General features: G+C 36.2%; 21 protein-coding genes and 1 riboswitch. Of the genes, 12 read left to right on the top strand and 9 right to left on the bottom strand.

The window, feature by feature from the left end:
* The first annotated feature begins 15 nt into the window (after window positions 1–15).
* From J1905_RS21810 to J1905_RS21795, 4 genes are read left to right on the top strand one after another with little or no spacing between them, the layout of a single operon-like run.
* Entirely contained in the window at window positions 16–2,415 is a 2,400-nt protein-coding gene (locus J1905_RS21810; protein WP_214229328.1) for a TonB-dependent receptor, read from the top strand.
* Window positions 2,416–2,465: 50 nt separating this feature from the next.
* Complete coding sequence (serC, locus tag J1905_RS21805; protein ID WP_173089259.1) at window positions 2,466–3,533, top strand: 3-phosphoserine/phosphohydroxythreonine transaminase; 1,068 nt, start codon at window positions 2,466–2,468, stop codon at window positions 3,531–3,533.
* Between the two features lie 11 nt (window positions 3,534–3,544).
* Entirely contained in the window at window positions 3,545–4,495 is a 951-nt protein-coding gene (locus J1905_RS21800; protein ID WP_214229327.1) for a D-2-hydroxyacid dehydrogenase, read from the top strand.
* A gap of 54 nt (window positions 4,496–4,549) precedes the next feature.
* Window positions 4,550–5,794 carry a DUF1015 domain-containing protein gene (locus J1905_RS21795; protein ID WP_214229326.1) on the top strand — a complete coding sequence of 415 codons (1,245 nt, stop codon included), beginning with the start codon at window positions 4,550–4,552 and terminating at the stop codon, window positions 5,792–5,794.
* Between the two features lie 138 nt (window positions 5,795–5,932).
* Here the strand turns inward: J1905_RS21795 and J1905_RS21790 are convergent, their stop codons facing one another.
* Both J1905_RS21790 and J1905_RS21785 read right to left on the bottom strand, forming a co-directional pair.
* The gene (locus J1905_RS21790; protein ID WP_214229325.1) at window positions 5,933–6,445 is read right to left on the bottom strand and encodes a hypothetical protein; all 513 of its coding nucleotides are present in this window, start codon (window positions 6,443–6,445) and stop codon (window positions 5,933–5,935) included.
* Between the two features lie 68 nt (window positions 6,446–6,513).
* The gene (locus J1905_RS21785) at window positions 6,514–7,293 is read right to left on the bottom strand and encodes an SAM hydrolase/SAM-dependent halogenase family protein (protein ID WP_173089263.1); all 780 of its coding nucleotides are present in this window, start codon (window positions 7,291–7,293) and stop codon (window positions 6,514–6,516) included.
* A 102-nt stretch (window positions 7,294–7,395) separates the two neighbouring features.
* Here J1905_RS21785 and J1905_RS21780 point away from each other — a divergent pair, with 102 nt between their 5' ends.
* The 4 genes from J1905_RS21780 (at window position 7,396) to J1905_RS21765 (ending at window position 10,835) form a co-directional block, all read left to right on the top strand.
* Entirely contained in the window at window positions 7,396–8,361 is a 966-nt protein-coding gene (locus tag J1905_RS21780; RefSeq protein WP_214229324.1) for a PhoH family protein, read from the top strand.
* A gap of 145 nt (window positions 8,362–8,506) precedes the next feature.
* Window positions 8,507–9,460: a phosphoribosylaminoimidazolesuccinocarboxamide synthase gene (locus J1905_RS21775; RefSeq protein WP_214229323.1), complete on the top strand. Its 954-nt coding sequence runs from the start codon at window positions 8,507–8,509 to the stop codon at window positions 9,458–9,460.
* Window positions 9,461–9,537: 77 nt separating this feature from the next.
* Window positions 9,538–9,924 (top strand): STAS domain-containing protein, encoded by a 387-nt coding sequence (locus J1905_RS21770; protein WP_108203933.1) that lies wholly within the window; start codon window positions 9,538–9,540, stop codon window positions 9,922–9,924.
* Complete coding sequence (locus J1905_RS21765) at window positions 9,924–10,835, top strand: ribonuclease Z (RefSeq protein WP_214229322.1); 912 nt, start codon at window positions 9,924–9,926, stop codon at window positions 10,833–10,835. The genes J1905_RS21770 and J1905_RS21765 overlap by 1 nt, the downstream gene beginning before the upstream one ends.
* 66 nt (window positions 10,836–10,901) lie before the next feature.
* On the opposite strand, the gene J1905_RS21760 is transcribed toward J1905_RS21765, so the two are convergent.
* Genes J1905_RS21760 through J1905_RS21750 form a run of 3 tightly spaced genes read right to left on the bottom strand, consistent with a single transcriptional unit; the run spans window position 10,902 to window position 13,632 of the window.
* Window positions 10,902–11,852: an MlaD family protein gene (locus J1905_RS21760; RefSeq protein ID WP_214229321.1), complete on the bottom strand. Its 951-nt coding sequence runs from the start codon at window positions 11,850–11,852 to the stop codon at window positions 10,902–10,904.
* A 28-nt stretch (window positions 11,853–11,880) separates the two neighbouring features.
* Window positions 11,881–12,726, bottom strand: coding sequence for an N-acetylmuramoyl-L-alanine amidase family protein (locus J1905_RS21755; RefSeq protein ID WP_214229320.1), 846 nt, complete (start codon window positions 12,724–12,726; stop codon window positions 11,881–11,883).
* Between the two features lie 27 nt (window positions 12,727–12,753).
* A complete protein-coding gene (locus J1905_RS21750; protein ID WP_502928757.1) occupies window positions 12,754–13,632 on the bottom strand; it encodes an N-acetylmuramoyl-L-alanine amidase family protein in 879 nt (292 codons plus the stop codon).
* A gap of 56 nt (window positions 13,633–13,688) precedes the next feature.
* On the opposite strand from J1905_RS21750, the gene J1905_RS21745 reads away from it, so the two are divergent.
* From J1905_RS21745 to J1905_RS21735, 3 genes are read left to right on the top strand one after another with little or no spacing between them, the layout of a single operon-like run.
* Window positions 13,689–16,343: a putative LPS assembly protein LptD gene (locus J1905_RS21745; protein WP_214229318.1), complete on the top strand. Its 2,655-nt coding sequence runs from the start codon at window positions 13,689–13,691 to the stop codon at window positions 16,341–16,343.
* 11 nt (window positions 16,344–16,354) lie between these two features.
* A complete protein-coding gene (locus tag J1905_RS21740) occupies window positions 16,355–17,602 on the top strand; it encodes a competence/damage-inducible protein A (RefSeq protein WP_214229317.1) in 1,248 nt (415 codons plus the stop codon).
* Window positions 17,603–17,652: 50 nt separating this feature from the next.
* The gene (locus tag J1905_RS21735; protein WP_214229316.1) at window positions 17,653–18,999 is read left to right on the top strand and encodes a dihydrolipoamide acetyltransferase family protein; all 1,347 of its coding nucleotides are present in this window, start codon (window positions 17,653–17,655) and stop codon (window positions 18,997–18,999) included.
* A 60-nt stretch (window positions 19,000–19,059) separates the two neighbouring features.
* Here J1905_RS21735 and J1905_RS21730 read toward each other — a convergent pair whose 3' ends face one another.
* The 4 genes from J1905_RS21730 to J1905_RS21715 all read right to left on the bottom strand — a co-directional run bounded on the left by J1905_RS21730 (window position 19,060) and on the right by J1905_RS21715 (window position 24,326).
* Complete coding sequence (locus J1905_RS21730; RefSeq protein WP_214229315.1) at window positions 19,060–20,301, bottom strand: homoserine dehydrogenase; 1,242 nt, start codon at window positions 20,299–20,301, stop codon at window positions 19,060–19,062.
* Between the two features lie 7 nt (window positions 20,302–20,308).
* Complete coding sequence (locus tag J1905_RS21725) at window positions 20,309–21,367, bottom strand: homoserine O-acetyltransferase family protein (protein WP_214229314.1); 1,059 nt, start codon at window positions 21,365–21,367, stop codon at window positions 20,309–20,311.
* A 26-nt stretch (window positions 21,368–21,393) separates the two neighbouring features.
* Window positions 21,394–22,698 carry an O-acetylhomoserine aminocarboxypropyltransferase/cysteine synthase family protein gene (locus J1905_RS21720; RefSeq protein WP_214229313.1) on the bottom strand — a complete coding sequence of 435 codons (1,305 nt, stop codon included), beginning with the start codon at window positions 22,696–22,698 and terminating at the stop codon, window positions 21,394–21,396.
* A gap of 237 nt (window positions 22,699–22,935) precedes the next feature.
* Window positions 22,936–23,049, bottom strand: a riboswitch (SAM riboswitch).
* A gap of 158 nt (window positions 23,050–23,207) precedes the next feature.
* A complete protein-coding gene (locus J1905_RS21715; RefSeq protein WP_214229312.1) occupies window positions 23,208–24,326 on the bottom strand; it encodes a trans-sulfuration enzyme family protein in 1,119 nt (372 codons plus the stop codon).
* A 118-nt stretch (window positions 24,327–24,444) separates the two neighbouring features.
* Between J1905_RS21715 and J1905_RS21710 the strand changes: the two genes are divergently transcribed.
* Window positions 24,445–24,933: a lipocalin family protein gene (locus tag J1905_RS21710; protein ID WP_214229311.1), complete on the top strand. Its 489-nt coding sequence runs from the start codon at window positions 24,445–24,447 to the stop codon at window positions 24,931–24,933.
* The last annotated feature ends 146 nt before the right edge of the window (window positions 24,934–25,079 follow it).

Below are 25,079 nucleotides of genomic sequence, written 5' to 3'. Positions count from 1 at the left end.
AGTTTTACAACATAAATGCATAGACTCTGCCTGTTGCTATCTATTTTACTATTTGGTTTTACGTATGTAAATGCGCAACCCATAGTAAAAGTGACGGGTTTAATTACGGATGATCTGAAAAGTCCGTTGCCAATGGTAACCGTTAGTGTGATTGGGCAAAATCAGTCGACTGCTTCTGATGAGAAAGGTGCCTACAATATTTATTCAAATACTACTTCCTTTACGTTGAAATATAGTTTGTTGGGCTATAAATCTGTTTTGGTTGAGTTTAAAATAGATAAAGCCAGAAGGATCATTCAAAATGTTTCTTTAACGAGAAATATAAACGAGCTTGAACAGGTGACCATTACCACAAGAGAAAATCAGCTTAGTAACAGTACCACTATTAATATTGCTGATATTGCTTCTATACCCTCGGCCTCCGGTAATTTTGAGGTGGTACTTAAAACTTTACCCGGCGTATCTACAAACAATGAACTGAGCTCACAATATAGCGTTAGAGGAGGTAATTTTGATGAAAATCTGGTGTATGTAAATGATGTGGAAATCAGTAGACCAGTATTGATCAGAAATGCGCAGCAAGAGGGACTGAGTTTCATTAATAGTGATTTATTAAGCTCAGCTAAGTTTTCTGCAGGGGGATTTGAATCGCGCTATGGAGATAAATTATCGTCTGTGCTGGATGTTAGATACGACAGACCGGATAGCAGTGAAGCAACATTAAATCTCGGGATGTTAGGGGCAGGTTTTAGTACTAAAATTTTAAATAAAAGCAGTTACTTACTTGCCGGATTGAGGTATAAAAACAATACAAGTATATTAAATAGGCAGGATAATAAAGGAAGCTATGCCCCTAATTTTACTGATGCACAACTCATTTATCATCAGAATATTTCCTCTAAAATGAGTGTTGATTTTCTTGGGAGTTTTAACAGCGGGATTTTTAAACTAATACCCGAAAGCAGAGAAACTCAGTTTGGAACATTAAGTACAGTGATGCGATTGCAAACGGATTATAGCGGTAAGGAAATAGACGATTATCAGACTGCGGGTGGGGCTATCACTTTAGCATTTTATCCTAAATCGGATTTGGTAGTTAAATGGATAAACAGCTATTTCAGTACAATTGAAAGAGAGCGAATAGATATTGAAGGTAGATATGTGTTTGACGAGGTGAGCAATAATTTTGCTAATGGAAATTTTGGTTCAGTTAGAATTAACAGGGGGATAGGCAAGTATATAAATTATGCCCGCAATAACCTGGAATCTGAAAACCTGAGTTCAGAAGTAAAGGTGGATCAGGATTACGAGAATCATACATTTTCACTAGGGCTAAGATTTGAACGAAAGAATTATACGGATAATTTAAATGAGTATAGCCTAATAGATTCTGCTGGATACATACAGCAGGTAGGCCTCAGCAATTTTTACCAGGATAATCTTGTTAATGTTAAAAATGACCTCGCTATTCAGTATTACACTGCCTATATTCAAGATAGTTATACTTTATCTGCTAATTCTACTCTTCAACTTGGGGTAAGAGGTAATTATAATACCTTAAGTAAGCAGTTTTTGCTTAGTCCGAGGTTGTTGCTGGCCTACAGACCATCTAGCAATAATAAAATTATAAGGTTTACTGCGGGCGTTTATCAGCAGGCTCCTGACTATAGGAGTATCAGAGATTTCAATGGAGTTCTTAATTTAAATCAGTTGGCGCAGCGGTCATTTAATACTTCGGCGGGTTTGGATTACGCATTTGATGGGTTGGGGACACGATTAAAATTCACTTCTGAGCTTTATTTTAAATATCAGGATAGGCTGATTCCTTATATGATGGACAATGTACGGGTTAAGTATTTGGCTGATGAAGTAGCTAAGGGATACATTTATGGTGCAGATTTTAGTGTAGGAGGGGAGTTTGTGAAAGATTTGCTATCCTACTTTAGGGTTTCTTTGATGAAGGCCAATCAGAATATTAAAAATGATGAGCGAGGTTATTTAAGAAGGCCAACAGACCAAAGGATTAACTTTTCGGTGTACTTTCAGGACAGATTGTTGAGCAGTCCTACCTATAAAGTGCATTTGAATATGTTGTATGGCTCTAAATTGCCAATAGGGGCGCCTCTTGTAAAGCGTTATTCGGAGGATTTTAATATCCCTGCTTATAAACGTGTGGATATTGGGTTTTCTAAAGATTTTTTAGACGATGCAGGAGTGAAAAAACCGAGGCTGCTGGATAAATATTTTAGTTCGTTTTCCGCTCATTTAGAGGTATTTAATTTGTTAAATATTGATAATACGGTTTCATATTTATGGCTTAAAGACATAGATAACGTACAATATGCTATCCCTAATTATTTAACTGGCAGGCAACTAAATTTGAAATTGATCATAAAGTTCAAGAATTCGAAATAATAAATAATATAAAACTGTTACATTTACAAGCATTAAAAATCACTATAAAAATGAGACACAATTTCGGCGCAGGCCCCTGTATTTTACCTCAGGAAGTATTTAAGCAAGCAGCACAAGCAGTTCTAGATTTTAAAGATGGTTTATCCATTTTAGAAATCTCTCATCGCACATCTGAATTTGAAGGTGTGGTAGCAGAAGCAGAAAAATTAGTTAAGGAATTATTAAACGTACCTTCCGGATATTCTGTTTTATTTTTACAAGGCGGTGCAAGTTTGCAGTTTGCAATGGTTCCAATGAACTTATTGCCTGAAGGAAAAACTGCCAGCTATCTGGAGACAGGCGTTTGGGCAAATAAAGCTATTAAAGAGGTATCTACTTTTGGTAAAGCAAACATTGTTGCTTCTTCAAAAGAATCAAACTTTACCTTTATTCCTAAAGATTATAGTATTCCTGAAGACAGTGCTTATTTCCACTGCACTTCTAACAACACTATTTATGGAACAGAAATGTTCAGCTTACCTGAAACCAATATTCCTGTAGTTTGTGATATGTCTTCGGATATCATGAGTAGAGTAATTGATGTTTCTCAATATGATTTGATCTATGCAGGAGCTCAAAAAAATATCGGTCCAGCTGGTTTAACGGTTGTAATCGTTAAAGATGAGATCTTAGGTAAATCAGGTAGAAAAATCCCTTCTATGCTTGATTATAAAGTTCATATCGATGGTGGTTCTATGTACAATACTCCTCCGGTATTTTCTATATATGTAGCTATGCTTAACTTAAGATGGTTAAAATCTAAAGGTGGTGTTGCTGAGATTGAAAAAGAAAATAAAGCAAAAGCTCAGGCTTTGTATACTGAGATCGATAGAAACCCATTGTTCAAAGGAACTTGTGCGGTTGAAGATCGTTCTAGAATGAATGTTTGTTTTGTGATGGAAAATCCTGAGCTTGAAAAACCATTCTTGAAATTTGCTGAAGAGAACGGAATTGAAGGTATTAAAGGACATAGAAGTGTTGGTGGTTTTAGAGCCTCTATTTACAATGCACTTCCAATTACAAGTGTTCACACACTAGTTGAATTAATGCAGATTTTTGCTGAAAAAAACACCAAATAAAATATAAATTAATGATTAAGATACTTGCAAACGATGGGATTGATCCTATCGGTAAAGCGTTATTAGAAAAAGCAGGTTTTGTTGTTGATACCGAAACTGTTCCTCAGGATCAATTGGTTGAAGCTTTAAAAAACTATGATGGTATTACAGTTAGAAGTGCTACCAAATTACGTAAAGAACTGATTGATCAGGTGCCTAACATTAAATTGATTGGCAGAGGCGGCGTAGGTATGGATAATATTGACGTTGAATATGCCCGTAGTAAGGGTGTTGCAGTGGTAAATACACCTGCAGCTTCTTCGTTATCTGTTGCTGAATTGGTATTTGCACATTTGTTTACCGGTATCCGTTTTTTACAGGATTCAAATAGAAAAATGCCTGTTGAAGGAGCTACCAAATTCAATGCTTTAAAGAAAGCATATGCTGGTGGTGTTGAACTTCAAGGTAAAACTATGGGTATCATCGGTTTCGGTCGTATTGGTCGTGAAACTGCTAAGGTTGCCCTTAGGTTAGGTATGAATGTATTGGCTTACGATCTTTATCCTGCTGAAGGCACTTTACCATTGACTTTTCAAGGTGGTGTCTCTGTTGAGATTCCATTCAAAACAGTGTCATTGGATGAAGTAATTGCAAACAGTGATTTCATTAGCTTACATACTCCATTTGCTGATAAACCTATTTTAGGTGCAGATGAGTTTGCTAAAATGAAACAAGGTGTTGGTGTTGTAAACTGCTCAAGAGGCGGTACTATTGATGAAGAAGCATTAATTGCTGCTTTAGACAGTAGTAAAGTATCTTTTGCTGGTTTAGACGTGTTCGATGACGAGCCTACTCCACGTGCTGCTATTTTACAACATGCTAAAATCTCTTTAACTCCTCATATTGGAGCGGCTACTAATGAAGCTCAGGAGCGTATAGGAACTGAACTTGCTTCATTAATTATTGAGCATTTTAATAAATAAGACTATTGGTCAAAGCTATATTTTTGTATAGCTTTGACCATATTCATAAAAAGTATGCCCCTTATAAAGCCTTTCTGCGCGCTTAAACCTGCAGTAAACTTACAATCTCAGGTTGTAACTAGGCCGCTTGAAAATTATAGCATAGGCGAAGCAAGATTAATTGCTTCTGAAAGTAAGTGTACTTTTCTTCATCTGATCAGTCCGGAACTCGATAATCCATATTTAAGGGGTACAAGAGAAGAGTTAGTTTATAAAAAAATTAGTGAGAACCTTGAGGGGTTTCTTGACCATCAATTTCTTGTTAAACAGGACAAACCTGCCATTTATATTTATAGAGTGAAACATAACGGACTGGTGCAAACTGGCATCTGGACGCTTACTCATATTAAAGATTATTTGGAGGGGAGGATAAGGAAGCATGAATCTACAGTAGAGCGCAGAGAGAAGCTTCTGGCGGACTATCTACAGCAAACTGGACTGGATGCTAACCCAGTATTAATTACCTATCATCCGGATCAGATTATCGATTCGATCACTGAAAGATACACCCAGCTTAAACCTGACCTTGATTTTACATTTGCCGACGGCACAACACATCAGGTATGGGCGATTTGTGATGATCAGGATTTAAAAAAACTGGTTTTCGCTTTTGGTAATATTCCTAGTGTTTATATTGCTGATGGGCATCACAGGGCAGCCTCGATGGCAAAGATGGGAATGCATAAACAAGCTTTAAATAATGGTATGCATACGGGAATGGAAGCTTACAATTATTTTACTACGGTTTATATGAATACTCGTGAGGTTAAAATATTTGAATTTAACAGGCTGATTCGGGACTTGGATGATTTGAATCCTGAGCTATTGATTGGACTATTAAAACAATCGTTTTTAGTACAGGAATCGCACAATGCTGTTAAGCCTGATCAATTGCATAAAATAGGAATGTATTTTAATGGGAAATGGTATGTTCTTGAGCCAAAAACAGCAATTTATGATAAGAATGATCCTGTTAAAACATTAGATGTAAGTATTCTTCAGGATTTTATTCTTGCTCCGATTTTAAATATAAATGATCCAAGAACTGATGCCCGTATTACGTTTGAGGGAGGAGCTAGCTCAGTTTCTGAACTTCAGCAGAAGGTTGATAATGGGCTTTATACTTTAGCTTTTACCTTATTCCCAGTTTCAATAGATCAAGTTATTGCCGTGGCAGATGCCAATGGGGTGATGCCTCCGAAATCGACATGGGTTGAGCCTAAATTTTTGGTAGGGCTATTAACCAACTATTTTAATTAAGAGATTGAGTTAAAACCCAGTATCTGTAACCTAATATTGCTTTTTGGAATGTAGTTAGTTTAAGCGGGTCTTTTTTATAAAGACTTGGCAAAATAGCTTTGTTGATTTTTAAAAGAATTTTAAAGACTGCTTTTTGCATTATGTTTTTTTAAGTTTTTTGTAGAATAAATAACAGGCTACAAATAAGGTAAGGGTAAGAAACATAACTACATAATTTGTAATCTGTTTTTCTTTATTTGCAGCGACAAAATCTTTCTTTAATTGCTCATTTTGATCTTGCAATTTCTTTATAGAAGCTTTGTAGTTCTCAATTCTACTGCTGCTGCTACTCGCTTCATTTTTAATACGTTTAACCTCTTCATCTTTGTAGTTCATTAGTATTTTGAGCTCTTTAAAGATGTTGTTGTCGTTTAAAACAATCTGGCGTAATATTTCATTTGAATTCTTTATATCGTCTTTGGTTTGAAATCCAAATATTCCAGTTCTGGTATCTAAACTTTGATCGTACTGGCCAAATTTGGCGCTTCTTTCATTTAGTAGTGCATTTACTTTTAATCTTTGTGTTTGATAAGCAGTTGTATCTGTTTGAAAAGTTGCGGCTTGTAAAGAAGTGCTAAAAAGAAAAATAATAAGCAATACGTTTTTAATCATGATTAAATGTTTTTAAGGAACAAGCAAACTCCATGCCTTAGCTTTGTATTGTAAATATAGTAGATTTTTTAAGGATGAAACTCGATCCTGATGATATCGTTGAGGTGTAGACCTAATAAACCACTGGCTTTCCCTTTATTTATGGCAATTTCCAGGTGGTTGCTTATGCCAAAAAGGCAAAGCTTTTCTCCTTCAGGAACCTCATTGTAATGCCAGCTTAATTGAGTAATGGTTTCACTTTTTCTGAAGTACAATGTGAAATCGCGATTACGCTGGATTTTAGTAAAAAGATCTTTTGTGATGTTGGTGATTACATTACAGAAAGTGTCGATATAGATCACGCTACCCCTGATGATATCTCGTTCGATTACGGGATTTAATAACATTCTTTCTTCAATACTATCAGTGGCTACACCAATGTCCCTAAGTTTAGCGCCTTTGGCAAGTTGAGTTGCTGCTTTAACAAAGATATCAACCAATGGGAAGTGAAGATATTTTAGATCCTGCATGATATTAAGCTCTACAATTTCTTCAGGCTTTTCATTAAAAAGTAAGGAGAAGATGCCATTGTCGGCACCAACAAAGAAATGATCTTTGTGTTTAAGTGCTATATATTTTGTGTTTTCGCTGAATACAGAATCGATACCAATAAGGTGCACAGTTCCCTTTGGAAAGTAAGGATAAACGTTCTTTAGGACGAATGCCGCATGCGAAATATTAAAGGACGGCACTTCGTGAGTTACATCAACAATTGTAGCTGTAGGCAGGATACTCAGGATACTACCCTTAAGGGCAGCCTGATAGAAATCTTTAGAACCTAAATCTGTTGTTAAAGTAATAATGGCCATTAAAAATTGAATATTTATTCTTAATCTTGCGTAGGTGGTAAAACGCGTACAAATATTCAACTTTTAAATCAAAATATACACTCCAATCTAAAAAACAATATTTTGAACGAACTAAAACTAACATTAGAATCGGTAGATCCGGTACAATTTTGGGGTGCTAACAACGAGCATTACGAGCTAGTTAAGAGTGCTTTTCCGAAATTAAAAATTGTGGCAAGAGGTAATGAAGTAAAGGTACTTGGTGATGAACAGGAACTTAAAGTTTTTGAGAAAAAGTATGGTCAACTGATTAGCCAGTTAGAGAAGTATAGCTCTTTAACGGCGAATGATGTTGAGTCCATTCTGGTTTCAAAAAAAGTACAGTCGGCCGACCAACCTGCTGCTGAAAAAACAAGCAATGGGGGAGGTGGAGAAGTCATTGTGTTTGGTACCAATGGTTTAATGGTAAAAGCAAGAACCGCGAATCAGCGGAGGATGGTGGAGAGCATCAATAAGAATGATGTGTTATTTGCTATCGGCCCTGCCGGAACCGGAAAAACTTATACTGCCGTTGCACTTGCTGTAAGAGCATTAAAAAATAAAGAGATTAAGCGTATCATATTAACCAGACCTGCTGTTGAGGCGGGAGAAAATCTTGGGTTTTTACCTGGAGATTTGAAAGAAAAGGTTGATCCTTATTTGCGTCCGTTGTATGATGCATTGGATGATATGATCCCTGCTGAAAAACTTAAGTTATATATTGAAAACAGGACTATCGAGATTGCTCCATTGGCATTTATGCGTGGAAGGACACTGGATAACTGTTTTGTGATTTTAGATGAGGCACAGAACTCTACTGATTTACAACTGAAAATGTTTTTGACCCGTATGGGGCCATCAGCTAAATTCATTGTAACTGGTGATGTAACACAAATAGATTTACCGAAGAAACAGATGTCGGGTTTACATAACGCACTGCGTATTCTCGATGATATACCGGGCATCGATATTATTTACTTGACAGGGGAGGATGTTGTAAGGCATAAACTTGTTAAAAGAATATTGAAGGCTTACGGTGATATTCAGTAAAACTAGTATTTAGATATTAGCACTTAGTATTTAGACATTGGTATTGGTACTTGGGAATTAATATTTAGATATTTGCAATTAGAAACGTGTACTTAGTAATTAGAGACCTTGATTTAATTACTAAGTACTAACTACTAAAAATAAAATGACAGCAATTAAAGAAACAAATTTTAGCTTCCCTAAGCAGACAAATTTTTACAAAGGAAAAGTGAGGGATGTTTATACCATTAATAACCAGTTTATGGCAATGGTAGTAACTGACAGGATATCTGCATTTGATGTGGTTTTACCTGAGGCAATACCCTTTAAAGGACAAGTATTGAACCAGATAGCAGCTAAATTTTTAGGTGCAACTAAAGATATTGTTCCAAATTGGGTTATTGAGGTGCCTGATGAAATGGTTACAATTGGTCGTATTTGTGAACCGTTTAAAGTGGAGATGGTAGTTAGAGGCTATTTAGCAGGACATGCCTGGAGAGAGTATAGTGCAGGAAAACGCAGCGTTTGTGGTGTGTCATTGCCTGAAGGCTTAAAGGAGAATGATAAGTTGCCTAAGCCAATTATAACACCTACAACTAAGGCATCTGTTGGTCATGATGAGGATATATCAAAAGAGGACATTCTGGCCAAAGGGATTGTTTCTGCAGAAGATTATGCTCATTTGGAAAACTATACTTATGCATTGTATGAGCGTGGTACGCAAATGGCTGCAGAGCGCGGTCTTATCCTGGTTGATACTAAATATGAATTTGGTAAAGTTGGTTCAGATATTTATTTAATTGATGAGATTCATACCCCTGATTCTTCGCGTTATTTTTATGCTGAAGGTTATGCAGAGAGACAGTATAAAAATGAGCCACAGAAACAATTGTCGAAAGAGTTTGTGAGAAAATGGTTAATAGAAAACGGTTTTCAAGGTAAAGACGGACAAACAGTTCCTGTAATGACCCTTGAAATTGTGAGCTCTATTTCTGATCGTTACATTGAGCTTTATGAACAAATAACAGGAGATAAGTTTGTTAAGAATGAAGCTGCTGATGTTGTGAACAGAATAGAGAAAAACGTAGCCGATTCTTTAAATCAGCTCTTTTCGGCGTAGGTGTACAATCGACTCCAAATATTAAATAAATAATAGAATTTTAACTACATTCGTATCAAACTAAATAAATCAATATCATGAAATTTTCAGTAGATAAGCATGAAAAGTATGTTGTTTTGAAGCTTAATGAATCTAAGTTTACAAATGACAATACCCCGAAATTGAAATCTGAATTCATCTTATTGAATACAGAAGGATATCGTAATATCGTATTAGATTTATCATCTATAAAGCAATGTGATGACTCTCAGGATTTGAGCAGTTTACTTGTTGGAGATAGACTTTGCAAAAAATCTAATGGATTGTTCATTGTAACAGGAATAAATGAGGTTGTAGCTAAAATATTGGAAATGTCCAATTTAGACCAATCTTTAACTATTGTATCAAAACTTGATGAAGCAACTGATCTGATCTTTATGGAAGAAATAGAAAAAGAGTTGCTAGGGAGTGTAGATAAAGATTAATGAAATTTGAGGTTACTATTTTAGGGAGCAGCTCTGCAACACCCGTATATAATAGAAATCCTACTTCACAGCTATTAAACTGTAATGAGAAGTTTTACTTGATTGATTGTGGTGAGGGTACTCAGCAGCAATTGATCAAGTATGGCTTTAAAGCAAGTAAGATAGATTATGTGTTTATAAGCCATTTACATGGCGACCACTATTTTGGTTTGATAGGTTTGTTATCGAGTCTGCATTTAAACGGTCGTGTTAAGCCTATTAAAATATTTGGTCCTGAGCCGTTGCAGGAAATTCTTGCACTTCAATTTAAATATTCGGAGACTATAATCAGGTATCCAATTGAGTTTGTTGTAACTCAGGCCAATGAATCTGCCCAGATTTTTGAAAATGCAGATCTTGTTGTGGAATCTTTTGTATTAAATCATAGAATTCCTTGCACTGGCTTTAAGTTTACTCAAAAGAAAAGATTGCGTAAGCTTATTGTCGAAAAACTGGAGGAGGATCAAATAGATATTGAGTATTATCCTTTGCTTAAAAGAGGGGTAGATCTTAACTTGCCTGATGGCAGGGTTATCCTGAATAAGGACTATACTATGGATTCTGATACCCCGAGAAAATATGGGTATTGTTCTGATACACTATTTGATGAAAGGTACTTTAGCTGTATTTCAGATTGCGATTTGCTATACCATGAAGCTACGTTTTTACATGAGATGTTAGATAGGGCAAATGTAACGCATCATACAACAGCTTTACAGGCTGGTGAGATAGCTGATATAACTGGAGCGGCCAAATTACTCATCGGACACTTTTCGTCGAGATACAAGACTTTGCAGCCTCTTTTGGATGAAGCGAAATCTGTTTTTGAAAATACTGAGCTGGCAATAGAGGGGAATACTTATACGATATAAGATTAGCATTAACAAAAAAGACCGCTTCATTAATGAAACGGTCTTTTTTGTTAACCTTTATTATAATTATTTATCCTTTTTTCCGCCACCAAATATTGAGAAGTGAACATAACGTTTAGGATTCTCTTTTAAATCTATCATTAGGTTATCCAGACTTTTCGATGCATTGTTTAAGTTATCATACATTTTTGTGTCATTAACTAACAAGCCTAGTGTTCCTTCACCACTATTGATTTTACCTACAATACTTTGAAGATCTACAACAGCTTTGTTTGCATTGTCTATAGTTTGTTTAAAATTAGCTGCAGCTACCTGATCCGTTATTGAATTTATGTTGTTCAATATAGCGGATATTTTAGCATTGTTTTGCTTAAGGTTGCCCGAAATTGCTTCTACATTAGCTAGAATTGCAGAGATGCGAGTACCTTCTGAGCCTACCAGATTATCTACTTTTTTAGAGGTAGACTCTAAAGAAGAAAGGGTAGAGGCTATGCTGTTAAAGCTTTTGTCTACATTCTTTTGGAAGTTCGGATTTAAAATTGAGTTTACACTTGTAAGGATGGAGTCCATTTTACCTATAATTAACTCTGCTTTTTTCTGAACAGGCTGTACTGTTTCAAGAATACCTTTTTGCACATTAGCGTTTAGTGTATCGCCATCTTGTGCAAAATCACTTCCTGAACCCAAAGCCATAACAATAGCTTTACTACCTAAAAGGTCCGTACTTTCAAGCTTAGCTACACTATTTCTTGGGATTTCGTATTTGCCTTTAATTTTAAGGGTAGCTAAGATAGATCCGTCAGTTAGCAATTGTAGTTTATCTACACGTCCAATCTGGTAACCGTTAATTAAAACGGGTTTGGATACCGCAAGCCCATCAACACGTGAATATTTTGCATATAAAACAGTTTCACTTGAAAAAATGGCATTCCCTTTTAAAAAGTTATAGCCGATAATTAACAGGGCAATAGAAAAGGCAGCTAATATGCCTACTTTGGTTTCGTTTGCTATTTTCATTCAGTGTATGTTCTTGGTATGTATTTACTTAATTTGTTTCGGTTTCCTTTTTATAAGTTTTTATTGCCTTGTAGATTGAATTAACAATCTCCTCCTGACCATGCGCTGAATTCATATATTCTTCTTCTGAAGGGTTAGAAATAAATCCAATTTCTGTTAGTACCGCCGGCATCCCGCATCTTTGAAGAATTAAAACACCTTGTTCCTTAACTCCTCGGTTTACTCTATTGTCATCGTGAGTATAATTGTCTTGAATCAATTTAGCTAGTTTCAGACTTTTATCCCTAAATATATTTTTGAACAAAGATAGTATAATAAATGTTTCGGGATCATTAGGATCATATCCGTTGTAATTTTGCTTATAATTTTTTTCAAGCTTAATATCTTCATTCTCTCTAATCGCAGCATCTTGCTCATTTAAGCGGTGAGATCCTGCCACAAACGTTTCTGTACCACTTGTGCTTTTATTTTTTACATAAGCGTATTTTGGGACTTTTTTGCCTTTTTTGGTTTTTGTATAGCCTGTAACAACCCTTTTGTCGGGCATTGAATTACAGTGAATAGAAATGAAAAGGTCTGCTTGGTTGTCATTTGCCAGGGCAGCTCTTTTGTAGAAATCTACATCTATATCTGTTTTTCTGGTATAAAGGATTTTAACTCCTGGTAGTTCATCCTCAAGTTTTCTGCCTAGTTTTAAGGCCACTTTCAGCGCCACATTTTTCTCTAATGAATAACTGCCTCTAGCGCCAGGTTTACTGCCACCGTGTCCGGCATCGATGACAATGGTTTTAACTTTATAAGTTTGGGCGTATATTAGTTGAGCGTTAAATAAACATAATAGTAATAACAGGGTTGCATTTTTCTTTACACTCATCTAATAATTGTTATTGATTTAACTTATTTATCCTTCTATGCTCTTTTTATAGTTTTCAATTGCCTTTAAAAGACAATCGGTAATTTCTTTTTGACCGGCTTCAGAATTCATGTAATCCTCTTCTTCGGGATTACTGATAAAACCAATTTCGGTTAATATTGCAGGCATACCTGCACGCGCCAAAACTGCAAGACTTTTCTCCTGAACCCCGCGATCAATACGACCTACGTTAACATACTGGTCTTGTACTAACTTCGCTAATTTTAAGCTTTGAGTTCTGAAAGTATTTTTCATTAAAGAGAGGATGATAAAATTTTCAGGATTATTTGGGTCGAAACCTTCATAGTTTTCTTTATAGTTCTCCTCTAAAAATATAGAGGCATTCTCTCTCTTAATCGCTTCGTCTTGCTCATTTACACGACCCATACCCGAAACAAAGGTTTCAACGCCTCTTGTAGATGTGCTTTTTCTGCTAACTGTACTCGTTATTGGAACTCTTTTTCCTCTGCTGTTTTTTCTATAGCCGGTTACTACAGTTGATCTGTATACTGGCATATCATTACAATGAATAGAAATGAAAAGGTCTGCTTTTGCATTGTTTGCAATAGCAATACGTTCATAAAGAGGAATAAAAACGTCTTCAGTTCGGGTATAAATCACTTTTACATCCTTCAAATTGGCTTCAATTGCTGCCCCAAGGTGTAAAGCAGTTTTAAGAGCAACATCTTTTTCTGTAGAGTAGGCGCCCCTTGTACTTCCATCTTTTCCGCCGTGCCCGGCATCAATAACGATAGTTTTTATTTTATATTCTTGCGTAAATGCCTGATAATTAGATAGAGTAATAATAACTGCAGAAATAAATACAATCAAAATTGCATTTGGTCTGAGCAATGGTATATTTTTCATTAATTTTGAACGTTTTGGATTAAACATTAATGCAAAAATAACATTCACACACGAATTTGAAACTTTTACGGTACATCATTTTTTTAAACTTCCTTGTTTTATTAACATCTGTTGGTAATCGGGCACTTGCGTTGAACAGTTTTTCATGGCGGCAAATAACTAAACAGGTAGATACAACTAAAAAAGGTAACGCACAAAGCGCGCCAAAAGATACGGTAGTTAGTGAGAAAATTGAATACTCCGCTCGGGATTCCAGTTATTTTGATAAGGAAAACGAAATGGTTTATCTGTACGGAAATGCCAGGGTTAAATATCAGGGTATTGAATTGGATGCAGACTATATTACCTATAATTCCAAAACGAAACTGATTTATGCCAGTGGAAGAACGGATGCTAAGGGTAAGTATGTAGGTAGACCAATTTTTAAAATGACCGGGCAATCTACATCGCTTGCAGATTCAATATTCTATAATACTGAAACCAGTGTTGGACGTATATGGGGAGTATTTACTGAGCAGGAAGGTGGTTTCTTCACTGGAGGTAAAGCAAAAAAGCAACCTGATGATGAAATTCATAGTAAAGGTCAAACTTATAGTACTTGTAATTTGCCCCATCCGCACTTCGGGATTTATATTACAAAAGGTATTGTAACAGAAAAGCAAATTATTACGGGGCCTGTATATTTAAAGATAGAGGACATTCCATTGCCTATTGGTTTGCCATTTGCATTTTTTCCCAAGCCTAATAAGAAGTCGTCGGGAGTTATTTTACCAAGTCCGGGAGAAGATGCTACTCGGGGCTTTTTTCTTCGGGAAGGAGGGTACTACCTAGGCTTAAATGATTATTGGGATGCAAAAATGCTTGCTACAATTTATACCAGAGGCTCATATGAGGGGACTTTGTTGTCTAACTATACTAAAAGATATAAGTATAACGGAAATATAAATTTTAGGTATTCAAACTCAAGGTATGGCTTGGAAGGAACTCCGGAGTACGAACCTAGAAAGGATTTTAACTTACAGTGGACACATACACAAAATGCAAATGCCAGGCCAGGTACTACGTTTTCTGCCTCAGTAGATGCAGGTACAAGTTCATTTAATCAAAATACTGCTGGAGGGAGCAGCTATGATTATAGCCAGTTTACTAAAAATACTTTAAGATCATCAATATCTTATGGGAAGATATTTGGTAATGGAATAACTCTCGGTGTTGCGGCCTCAGGTTCTCAAGAAACACAAAATAAAACGGTGAGTTTACAGTTGCCAGACATAAGTTTAAGTGTGCCTACTTTTAATCCATTTGATTCTAAAGATAGGCTGGGTGAGCAAAAATGGTATCAGAAAATCACTGTAGGTTATAATATGCAGGCCAGCAATACCATATCCACAACTGAAGATCAGTTATTCAAAAGAGAGTCACTTAATAAATTTAAGAATGGTGTTAGTCACCAGATCCCAGTAAATATGGCATTTAATATATTGAATTATTTTAATTTCAATACAGGGGTATCTTATACGGAGAGGTGGCAATTTCAAACTATAAGGAAATCTTATTTGAAAGTGCTGAATAGCAGTGATCAGGAAATTATTGATACGGTACCCGGTTTTAAGCGCAATGGAGAGTATAGCTTGAATATGGGTGTTTCTACAAAGGTTTACAGTACTGCTCAGTTTACCAAATTTGGTAATTTTAAAGCTTTGAGGCATGTAATGACGCCTCAGGTGAGTTTTAGTTACAGACCTGATTTTTCTGATATAGCTAAAGGATATTATAAGAATGCTTATTATACTGACGGAAGGCCAAAGATCGGTTTTGATGGAAAGCAACAAAAATATTCAATCTTTGAAGGGTCACCTTACGGATTTCCTGGGGCTGGACGTAATGCTTCAATTTCTTTTAGTTTAGATAATACGGTAGAGGCTAAAGTTTTAACTCCAAAAGATACTACAGGTAAAGGCGACAAAAAGATTCCAATTATTCAGGGTTTAAGTATTAGTGGTTCATATAATTTCCTTGCGCCTAGCTTTAAGTTGTCGACGTTAGGGTTTAGTGGAAGATCGCAGTTTACTGATAAATTGGGGGTTAATTATTATGGTACTTTAGATCCATATAGATATACTGATACTTTAGATGCTGCAACAAAAAAGGTAGGCAGAAAGCTGCTTGATGAGTATGTTTGGAATGTTGGTAAATTGCCCCGACTTACAAGTTTTGGATTCTCCTTTAACTACAGCCTAAACCCTGAGGCTTTAAAGAAGAAGAATGAGAATGACCAAAATTTAAAGGATAAAGCGGCGAAAACCGGGATGACACCAGAACAAGCTGAGGAATTAGCCAAAGTAAGCCGTGATCCTAATGCATTTGTAGATTTTAAAATTCCATGGAATTTTGCTTTTAGTTATACTTTTAATTACAATACAGATAGGTTGGGGCAAAACTCTACCATAACGAATACATTGAATTTTAATGGTGATGCAAACATTACCACGAAATGGAAGGTTCAATTTAACTCGGGTTGGGATTTTAAGGCGAGTACCTTCTCTCAAACCTCATTGTCGATCTACAGAGATTTACATTGCTGGGATATGAGTTTTAGCTGGATTCCTTTTGGAGCGTACCAGTTCTATTCTGTAGATATCAAAGTAAAAGCGTCAGTACTTCAGGATCTAAAACTGAGCAAGAGAAAGAATTACTATACCCGATACTAATATTTGAATTTATGCTAGCTGAAATAATAACTATAGGGGATGAGATTCTTATTGGTCAGATTGTAGACACCAATTCAGCCTGGATGGCTAAGGAACTTAATCTGATTGGGATTAAAGTAAAACAAATTACTTCGGTGTCTGATGATGGGGATCATATTATTGAAGCTTTAACGCTTGCAGAAAAAAGAGCCCGGATAATTTTAATTACAGGTGGCTTGGGGCCAACTAAAGACGATATTACTAAAATAACTTTGGCTAGATATTTTAATATGGGCCTTAGAAGAGATGAACCAACATTAGCGCATATTACTGAAATCTTTACGCGTTTTAACAAGCCAATGATTGAATCTAATATGAAACAAGCTGATGTGCCAGATGGTTGTACTGTTATCAAAAATGAAAACGGAACAGCGCCTTGCATGTGGTTTGAACATAATGGTAACATCATAGTATCTATGCCGGGGGTTCCGTTCGAGATGATGTATTTGATGCAGGAACAAATTCTTCCGCGTTTAAAAAGTGCATTCAAGCTCCCTTTTATTGTTCATAAAACAATACTTACAGCTAATATAGGGGAATCATTTCTTGCTGCTGAGATTGAAGATGTTGAAAATAGTTTACCTGAACATATTAAACTTGCATACTTACCAAGATTAGGGCAAGTTCGTTTAAGATTGAGCAGTACAGGCACAAATGAAACAATATTGAGAGATGAGGTTGAGGTGTATGCACAACAGATTATTGCCAGGGTAAAGAAAAACGTTGTTGTAGAAGAAGATATTGCTCTTGAAAAAGCGATTCTAAATATAATGGATAAGAGGAAGCTTACACTTTCGACAGCAGAAAGCTGCACTGGAGGTTACATTGCTCACCTTATTACCCAGCATCCTGGTTGCTCCTCAGTTTATGTAGGCGGGGCGGTAGTATATTCTTATGAACTTAAGGAATCGGTATTAGGCGTTAGTCCGGAAACACTAAATAATTATGGTGCGGTGAGTGAGCAGACCGTAAAAGAAATGGCTCAGGGAGCAATAGATCATTTTAAAACAGACTATGCAGTAGCTGTAAGTGGAATAGCCGGTCCGGATGGCGGGATGCCGGGTAAACCTGTTGGTACAGTGTGGATTGCAGTAGCTAGCAGCAAGGGTGTTGTCGCAAAGGTTTATAATTTTGGAAACAAAAGAGCTCAAAACATAGAACGTTCAGCCATAGCGGCTTTGACCATGATTTTGAACGAACTTAACCAATATGGGGATTAAGTGTTCAAAATACTTTACTTTTGCATCCGATATCAATCATAAAATAAAAAATGGCTCAATACGAATTATTGTTACCTAAAATGGGGGAAAGTGTTGCGGAAGCAACCATCATTAAATGGGTTAAACAGCCCGGAGATATGATAGAGATGGATGATACGATTCTGGAAATAGCTACAGATAAGGTTGATTCTGAAGTTCCTTCGCCAATTGCAGGTAAGCTAATTAAACAGTTATTTAAGGAAGATGAAGTGGTACAGGTAGGTACTGTTATTGCAATTATTGAAACAGATTCTATAGGTGACGAACATGTGCCGGTTACTACACAAGATACCGCCGAACCTATTGTTGAAAGTATCCCAGGTGCGGAACAATTGGTATCAAATGATACAGTTAGAACTGCTGTGAAAGATAATAGCTCCGATCGTTTTTATTCTCCATTGGTAAAAAATATCGCTACGCAGGAGAATATCGCTGTAAGTGAACTAGATTCTATATCTGGTACCGGTGCAGAAGGTCGTTTAACTAAGGATGACTTGTTAAATTATATTCAAAATAAAAAGACAGGTGGATCATTAGGTAACACTGTTTCGGAAACAGCTAAGAGTGCAGAACCAGTGGTGGTGGTTAATGCTCCTACGAACAATCCAAGTATACAGCCTATTAAACCTGTATCTCACAGTGTGAGTGGTGGTGATGAGATTATAGAGATGGATAGGATGCGTAAGCTGATTGCTGAACATATGGTAATGAGTAAGCAAACTTCTCCTCATGTAACCTCATTTGTTGAAGCAGATGTGACTAATTTGGTTCTGTGGCGCGAGAAAGTAAAAAATAGCTTCGAAAAAAGAGAAAATGAGAAGATTACTTTTACTCCATTGTTTATAGAAGCTGTTGCTAAAGCAATAAAAGACTATCCAATGATCAACGTTTCTGTAAGCGGAAACCAGATTATTAAAAAGAAAGATATAAATATTGGAATGGCCGCTGCTTTGCCTAGTGGCAATCTGATTGTTCCTGTTATTAAGAATGCGGATCAGTTTAATTTGGTTGGTTTAACTAAGTCAGTAAATGATTTGGCTAAACGGGCACGTATTTCTAAACTTAAACCTGATGAAACGCAAAATGGTACGTTTACGCTAACTAACGTAGGTTCGTTTGGTAATGTAATGGGTACACCTATTATTAATCAGCCTCAGGTAGCTATTTTAGCTGTAGGAGCAATTAAAAAGAAACCAGCAGTATTGGAAACGGAATTTGGTGATGTGATAGCCATACGTCATATGATGTTCCTTTCACTTTCTTATGACCACAGGGTTGTAGATGGAGCGCTGGGCGGTTCTTTTGTTAGAAGGGTAGCAGATTACCTTGAGAACTGGGATTTGAACAGAGAAATATAATATAAAGTAAAAGGCCCCATTTGGGGCCTTTTCACTATCAAAACAAAGTAAAAATAATAACTAGTTAAATAACACTTCCTCCTCAGAAATCTTTAAGACTTGCTGATCTGTGTAAGTGTACCTACCAGTATGAGCAATAAAAATATCCTTTTGCTCAAGAAGATCGCGGTTAGCCAATAAACTCTTCAGGCTAACATTCCCAATTATATATTTGTAATCATTGCGGGAGAACCGCTCAATAATGTTATCTACCTGAAGTTTGTCCAGTGTATACTCATGGGTATAACGCAGATAAACTTCAATGTTTACATTATCGGTATGTACTAATCCATTGTGCTGATGATATTTCTTATACTCATAACGATAATCATATCTTAATGCAGCTATATCTGATAAAACGGCTGCTCCGGTAGGATGGCCGCCTGCGCCTTTTCCGAAGAAAAATTGCTTATCTGCAAAGGCCGCCTGAACAGTTACCCCGTTATATTCGTTTTCTACATTAAATAAGAAATCATCAGATTTTACAAACTTTGGCAATACATAAGTAACAATCTGCTTAGTGCTTATTTTACGTGCAGTAGGTACCAGCTTAATCTTAAAGTTCTTTTCTCTGGCATATTTAATGTCATGCTCAGATAAGTTTTGTATCCCTATGTTAAGTATTTTGTTTGGATCAATAAATAATCCGTAAGCATGAGCAGTTGCGATAGCCAGTTTAAATTTAGGGTCATATCCTCCAACATCAAGGATAGGGTTGGACTCGGCAAAGCCAAGATCCTGAGCTTGCTTTAATGCAACACCATATTCAAGATTTTCATTAAATATTTTAGATAAAATATAGTTTGAAGAACCATTGAATATTCCGCTGATACCGTGAAGTAGTTCATTATCGTAGTACTCTTCAAGATTACGGATAATGGGTATACTGCCACAAACTGCACCTTCATATAGTAGTGAAGAGTTGTGTTTCTCCTGCAGCTCAACCAACTCAGCCAAATGAGTAGCAATCATTTTTTTATTAGCAGAAACTACATTCTTGCCACTAATTAATGCTCTTTTTACAATGTTATAAGCAACTTCTGCATCATCAATCAATTCAACTATTGTGTTGATTTCACTATTGTCTAATATCTCGTCATGATTTGTGGTGAAAAGATGTGCGTCAAGGCTACGTTTTTTCTCAGGATTTTTAATAGCTATTTTAACGATTTCAAGGTTTAGATCCTGACCACGAATAATATCATGTAGTCCTTGACCAACAACTCCAAAACCAAATAAACCGATCTTAAGTTTCTTACTCATCTAAATACTATGCTGTTTTATGTAATTTAATTATTTTCTTATTTGCACTCTCTTTCAAGAATGTGCCGATTATGTTAGTCAAAATGTCAGTTTCAATTAAAAAACCATCATGACCATAAGCAGAGCTAATACTTTGAAGTGCTGCTCCTGGAATATTCTTTGCTAAAAAATCTTGTTCACAAAGCGGGAATAAAACGTCGTTTTCAATTCCTATTACTAAAGTGTTTGCTTTAACTAATGATAAAGCATCAACTATGCTTTTTCTGTTACGACCAACATTATGGCTGTCCATAGCCTTACTTAAGTACCAATAGCTGTAAGCATTAAAGCGCTTACATAGTTTTTCTCCCTGATAATTCTGATAAGAAGCAGCTCTAAATGAACCCGTTTTGTCGTTTACACTTTCTAATTGAGTAGCTGAATAGGCTTCGTAAGTGCGGTAAGATAATAAAGCAATACTTCTTGCAGCTTTTAAACCTTTTAGACCACCATCAGGTTGCTGTGCATAAAATGTACGATCAGTGCCAATTGCTAAACGCTGGCTCTCATTAAATGCGATTCCCCATGGTGAATGTACTGCATTTGTAGCTACAAGAATTAGATTTTCTATGCTTTTGTTATCAGCAATAGCCCATTCTAAAGCCTGTTGACCACCAAGAGAACCACCAATTAATACTTTAATGTCTTGAATACCAAGATGCGATGCAAGCAAGCGATGAGCAGCTACCATATCTCTTATGGTGAACTCTGGAAAAGCAAGGTAATAAGGTTGTCCTGTTACCGGATTTACACTTAAAGGATTAGTAGTGCCATAATTAGAACCTAATACATTTGCACAAATGATAAAGTGTTCCTCAGGATTAAACAGGTCGTTATTACCAAAAAGCCCTTTCCACCAATCCAAAACATCTGCATTGGCAGTAAGCGCATGGCATACCCAAATTACGTTATCTTTTTTGGCGTTTAATTTGCCATAAGTTTGATAAGCAATTTCTAGTTTACGCAGTTTCTTACCGTTCTCCAGTTTAAATTGTTTTGTGTATACATATGTTGCGGTAGTGCTCATTCTTTAGATCTTGTATCGTTTTACTGTTATTTGTTTATTGTAGCAAAAGCCTGCTCGAAATCAGCTTTAATATCATCTATATGCTCAATTCCTACAGAAACACGCAACTGGCTCGCCGTAATACCTGCTGCAACTTGTTCAGCATCACTTAACTGCTGGTGAGTAGTTGCAGAAGGTTGTATAATCAGCGTTTTTGCATCACCTAAGTTTGCAAGGTGACTCACAAGTTTAAGGCTATCTACAAATGCGGTTGCTTTCTCTTTATCTCCTTTTAATTCAAAAGATAACACTGCGCCGAAACCGTTCTTTAAGTATTTTTTAGCATTCGCATGGTATGGGCTGCTTTCAAGTCCTGGATAATTTACACTCTTAACAGCCTCATGGCTCTCTAACCAAGTGGCTAAAGCAAGGGTATTATCAACATGACGTTGTACACGTAATGATAATGTTTCTAATCCCTGAATTAAAAGGAAAGAATTGAAAGGAGAGATGGCCGGACCAAAATCTCTTAATCCTTCAACACGTGCACGAATAATGAATTGAATGTTGCCAAAAGGACCACCAATCCCAAAAACGTCGTTAAAAATTAAGCCATGATATCCGTCAGATGGATCGGTAAATTGAGGGAATTTGCCGTTACCCCAGTTATAATTCCCTCCATCAACGATTACACCACCAATACTGGTCCCATGGCCGCCAATCCATTTAGTTGCTGATTGAACAACGATGTGGGCGCCATGCTCTAAAGGCTTAAATAGGTAGCCTGCAGCACCGAAAGTATTGTCTACTATTAATGGTAGGTCGTGTTTATTAGCAATAGCAGATAATTTTTCAAAATCAGCTATGCTAAAAGCAGGATTACCTATGGTTTCTAAGTATATCGCTTTTGTGTTTGCATCGATTTTTGATTCAAAATCATTGGCGTCATCACCATTGGCAAATCTAACTTCAATACCTAGACGTTTAAAGCTTACTTTAAATTGGTTATATGATCCACCATATAAATGTGAAGATGATACAAAGTTATCACCTGCTTGTAGAATATTATTTAATGCAATGAATTGGGCCGCTTGTCCGGATGCTACTGCCAAAGCTGCAACACCACCTTCAAGAGCTGCTACTCTTTTTTCGAAAACATCAGTTGTCGGATTCATGATCCTTGTATAGATGTTGCCGAATTCTTTTAGTGCAAATAAATTTGCACCATGCTCAGAGTTTTTAAAACCGTAAGAGGTAGTTTGATATAAAGGAACAGCCCTTGAACCTGTTGTAGGATCAATTTCCTGGCCTGCATGTACTTGTAGCGTTTCGAATTTGTGAGATGTTGACATTTTATATTTAGTTATAAGTGGTTCTTATTAAGTTCTTTGATGGATACGTTTTACTTGAATTAGTTTTAGAAACGTATATAGTTTTTTCGTACCCCTGTAAGAGGCCTTCCGTATGAATCTGAAATGCAAATGGAAGATTTGTAAATTATAGTATGCAACAGCACATGCAATTAGCCTGCTGAGCATAACAATAATTGAATAGATTCGAAGTAATTCTTACAGTTTTCATTTTGTTTCAATTTATCTTTCCAAATGACACCATGTCTTTTGGTCAGGAATTGGCACCTTCTCCATTTTGGGAGGGTTGCCAGTGGGTCAAAGAGCCTGTCTCTCGCCACTTCTTTATAAATCAAACCTTTTCTTAAGGAAGGTTGACTTGATTAGCTTTCGCTAAATGATAATGCAAATGTAGATTTAAGTTAATAAATATCCAAAATATAATTTTGGATATTTATTAACTATTTGTATTTCAGTATTCTAATTTGTTTTTTTAATAAAATGCTTAAGCTTTATCCAGCTAATGCCTGATCTAAATCGGCTATTAAATCATCAATGTGTTCTAGTCCTACAGATATCCGAATTAAATTTTGCGGAGTTTTAGTGTCTGGCCCTTCAACAGATGCACGATGTTCAATTAAACTTTCAACTCCACCTAAGCTAGTCGCCTGTGCAAAAAGTTTAACTTTATTGACCACTTTTCTGGCTTCATCAGATCCACCTTTGACTAAAATAGAAAGCATTCCACCAAAACTAGTCATTTGTACCTTTGCTATTTCATATTGAGGATGGGTTGCTAAACCTGGGTAATAGACCGCTTCTATAGCTGGGTGTTTTTCAAGGTATAATGCTAAGGCCATTCCGTTAGAACAGTGTCCACGCATACGGTATGCTAGAGTTTTGATACTTCTCACCAAAAGAAAGCAATCAAAAGGAGAGGGCACTGCACCACCAACTTGCTGTATGTTCCTGATCTTTTCCCAGAATTCGTTTTTTTCGGCTGTAATAAGAACACCACCAAGGACATCACTATGACCACCAATATATTTTGTTGAAGAGTGCATTACGATATCAGCCCCGAAATCAATTGGATTTTGTAGGCATGGTGAAGCAAAAGTGCTGTCGCAGGCAAGTATAAGATTATTCTCTTTGGCAATTTTTGAGACTCCGGCAATATCTGTAATTTTTAATAGTGGATTAGAAGGCGTTTCTATCCATATAAGAACAGTGTTTTTTTTAATGAACTTTGCAATGTTATCAAGGTTCGTAAGATCTATGAAATCTATTTCAAGAGTATCTTTAAAAATAGTTTGGAGTTGTTTTTTAAAGCCCCAATACATATCGTCAGGTGCGATGATATGGCTTCCTGATTTTAATGCCTGAAAAACGGCCATACCTGCAGTGTTTCCTGAAGAGAATGCACAAGCTTCTATACCTTTTTCGAGCGCTGATAATGCTTTTTCCAGTGCTGATCTGTTTGGATTACTTACTCTACTATACATGTGTCCACCAGAGTAGCCACCGTCTTCATCTCTAAGAAATGTGGTAGATAGATTTATGGGAGGTGTTACATCTTTGGTGCTGATTTTATATAAATTTCCAGCATGTATAGCAAGTGTTTCTGGCTTCATTATTACGGGGTTAAAAGTTAAGAATAGGCATTAGGTGTAGCAAAGTTAAGGGTATAATGTTATTCGCCTTAAGTTTTGGCAAGATTTATGTAATTGAAATATCAAATTAAAGAAGAATATGAAAAGAATATTACTGATAGCAGCCATTTTATGTAGTTCGTTAATGGTTTTGCAAAGTTGCTCACCTAAAGGAGGAGCAGTTCAAAGTTTAAAAAAAGGTAATGTAACTGGTAATTGGGTTTTAAATGACATCACATTTGAAGGTGTACCACAGGCGGCAGTAAAATCATTGTTTGATGAAGGTTCATACACTTGTTTTCAAGGTAGTACCTGGAGTCTGACTAATAGTGGTAATGGTAGCTATACATTACAAGGCGGCGGAGCTTGCCAGGCAAAAACTCAGAAAATTTATTGGTCAGTAAGTCCTGCAGATGAAACTTTTCAATTTAAAAAGATTTTTGAAGGTGAAAAGGCTAAAAACGTAACATCTGGTTACAGGTCTGTTCTTTCTTCTACTGATGGTAACACTATGGTAATTAAGTCGCCTGTTGAATATGGATCAAAAACTGCTTACATCGTGTTGAACTTTGTTAAAGCAGCGAAGTAGTGAAAAAAGCAAACTAGTGTTTAACTAGTTTATGGTTAGTTTGGTTTAGGAGAAAGGGTTCAATTAGATTTGAACCCTTTTTTTGTGGTTTTATTTGCGAATTGGGTTTTAATCTTTATATTTGAATTCATCTGATGATATGATGA

Origin of the sequence: Pedobacter sp. B4-66 (genome assembly GCF_018492665.1) — a bacterium.
GTDB lineage: Bacteria > Bacteroidota > Bacteroidia > Sphingobacteriales > Sphingobacteriaceae > Pedobacter.
Note: the sequence above shows the minus strand (reverse complement) of the source record. Positions and strands in the feature narration are given on the sequence as shown.

What these genes read in the sequence shown, in the direction of transcription:
- J1905_RS21810 (WP_214229328.1), top strand. Translation starts at nt 16, where the DNA reads ATGCATAGACTCTGCCTGTTGCTATCTATTTTACTATTTGGTTTTACG.
- serC (WP_173089259.1), top strand. Translation starts at nt 2,466, where the DNA reads ATGAGACACAATTTCGGCGCAGGCCCCTGTATTTTACCTCAGGAAGTA.
- J1905_RS21800 (WP_214229327.1), top strand. Translation starts at nt 3,545, where the DNA reads ATGATTAAGATACTTGCAAACGATGGGATTGATCCTATCGGTAAAGCG.
- J1905_RS21795 (WP_214229326.1), top strand. Translation starts at nt 4,550, where the DNA reads ATGCCCCTTATAAAGCCTTTCTGCGCGCTTAAACCTGCAGTAAACTTA.
- J1905_RS21790 (WP_214229325.1), bottom strand. Translation starts at nt 6,445, where the DNA reads ATGATTAAAAACGTATTGCTTATTATTTTTCTTTTTAGCACTTCTTTA.
- J1905_RS21785 (WP_173089263.1), bottom strand. Translation starts at nt 7,293, where the DNA reads ATGGCCATTATTACTTTAACAACAGATTTAGGTTCTAAAGATTTCTAT.
- J1905_RS21775 (WP_214229323.1), top strand. Translation starts at nt 8,507, where the DNA reads ATGACAGCAATTAAAGAAACAAATTTTAGCTTCCCTAAGCAGACAAAT.
- J1905_RS21770 (WP_108203933.1), top strand. Translation starts at nt 9,538, where the DNA reads ATGAAATTTTCAGTAGATAAGCATGAAAAGTATGTTGTTTTGAAGCTT.
- J1905_RS21765 (WP_214229322.1), top strand. Translation starts at nt 9,924, where the DNA reads ATGAAATTTGAGGTTACTATTTTAGGGAGCAGCTCTGCAACACCCGTA.
- J1905_RS21760 (WP_214229321.1), bottom strand. Translation starts at nt 11,852, where the DNA reads ATGAAAATAGCAAACGAAACCAAAGTAGGCATATTAGCTGCCTTTTCT.
- J1905_RS21755 (WP_214229320.1), bottom strand. Translation starts at nt 12,726, where the DNA reads ATGAGTGTAAAGAAAAATGCAACCCTGTTATTACTATTATGTTTATTT.
- J1905_RS21750 (WP_502928757.1), bottom strand. Translation starts at nt 13,632, where the DNA reads ATGAAAAATATACCATTGCTCAGACCAAATGCAATTTTGATTGTATTT.
- J1905_RS21740 (WP_214229317.1), top strand. Translation starts at nt 16,355, where the DNA reads ATGCTAGCTGAAATAATAACTATAGGGGATGAGATTCTTATTGGTCAG.
- J1905_RS21735 (WP_214229316.1), top strand. Translation starts at nt 17,653, where the DNA reads ATGGCTCAATACGAATTATTGTTACCTAAAATGGGGGAAAGTGTTGCG.
- J1905_RS21730 (WP_214229315.1), bottom strand. Translation starts at nt 20,301, where the DNA reads ATGAGTAAGAAACTTAAGATCGGTTTATTTGGTTTTGGAGTTGTTGGT.
- J1905_RS21725 (WP_214229314.1), bottom strand. Translation starts at nt 21,367, where the DNA reads ATGAGCACTACCGCAACATATGTATACACAAAACAATTTAAACTGGAG.
- J1905_RS21720 (WP_214229313.1), bottom strand. Translation starts at nt 22,698, where the DNA reads ATGTCAACATCTCACAAATTCGAAACGCTACAAGTACATGCAGGCCAG.
- J1905_RS21715 (WP_214229312.1), bottom strand. Translation starts at nt 24,326, where the DNA reads ATGAAGCCAGAAACACTTGCTATACATGCTGGAAATTTATATAAAATC.
- J1905_RS21710 (WP_214229311.1), top strand. Translation starts at nt 24,445, where the DNA reads ATGAAAAGAATATTACTGATAGCAGCCATTTTATGTAGTTCGTTAATG.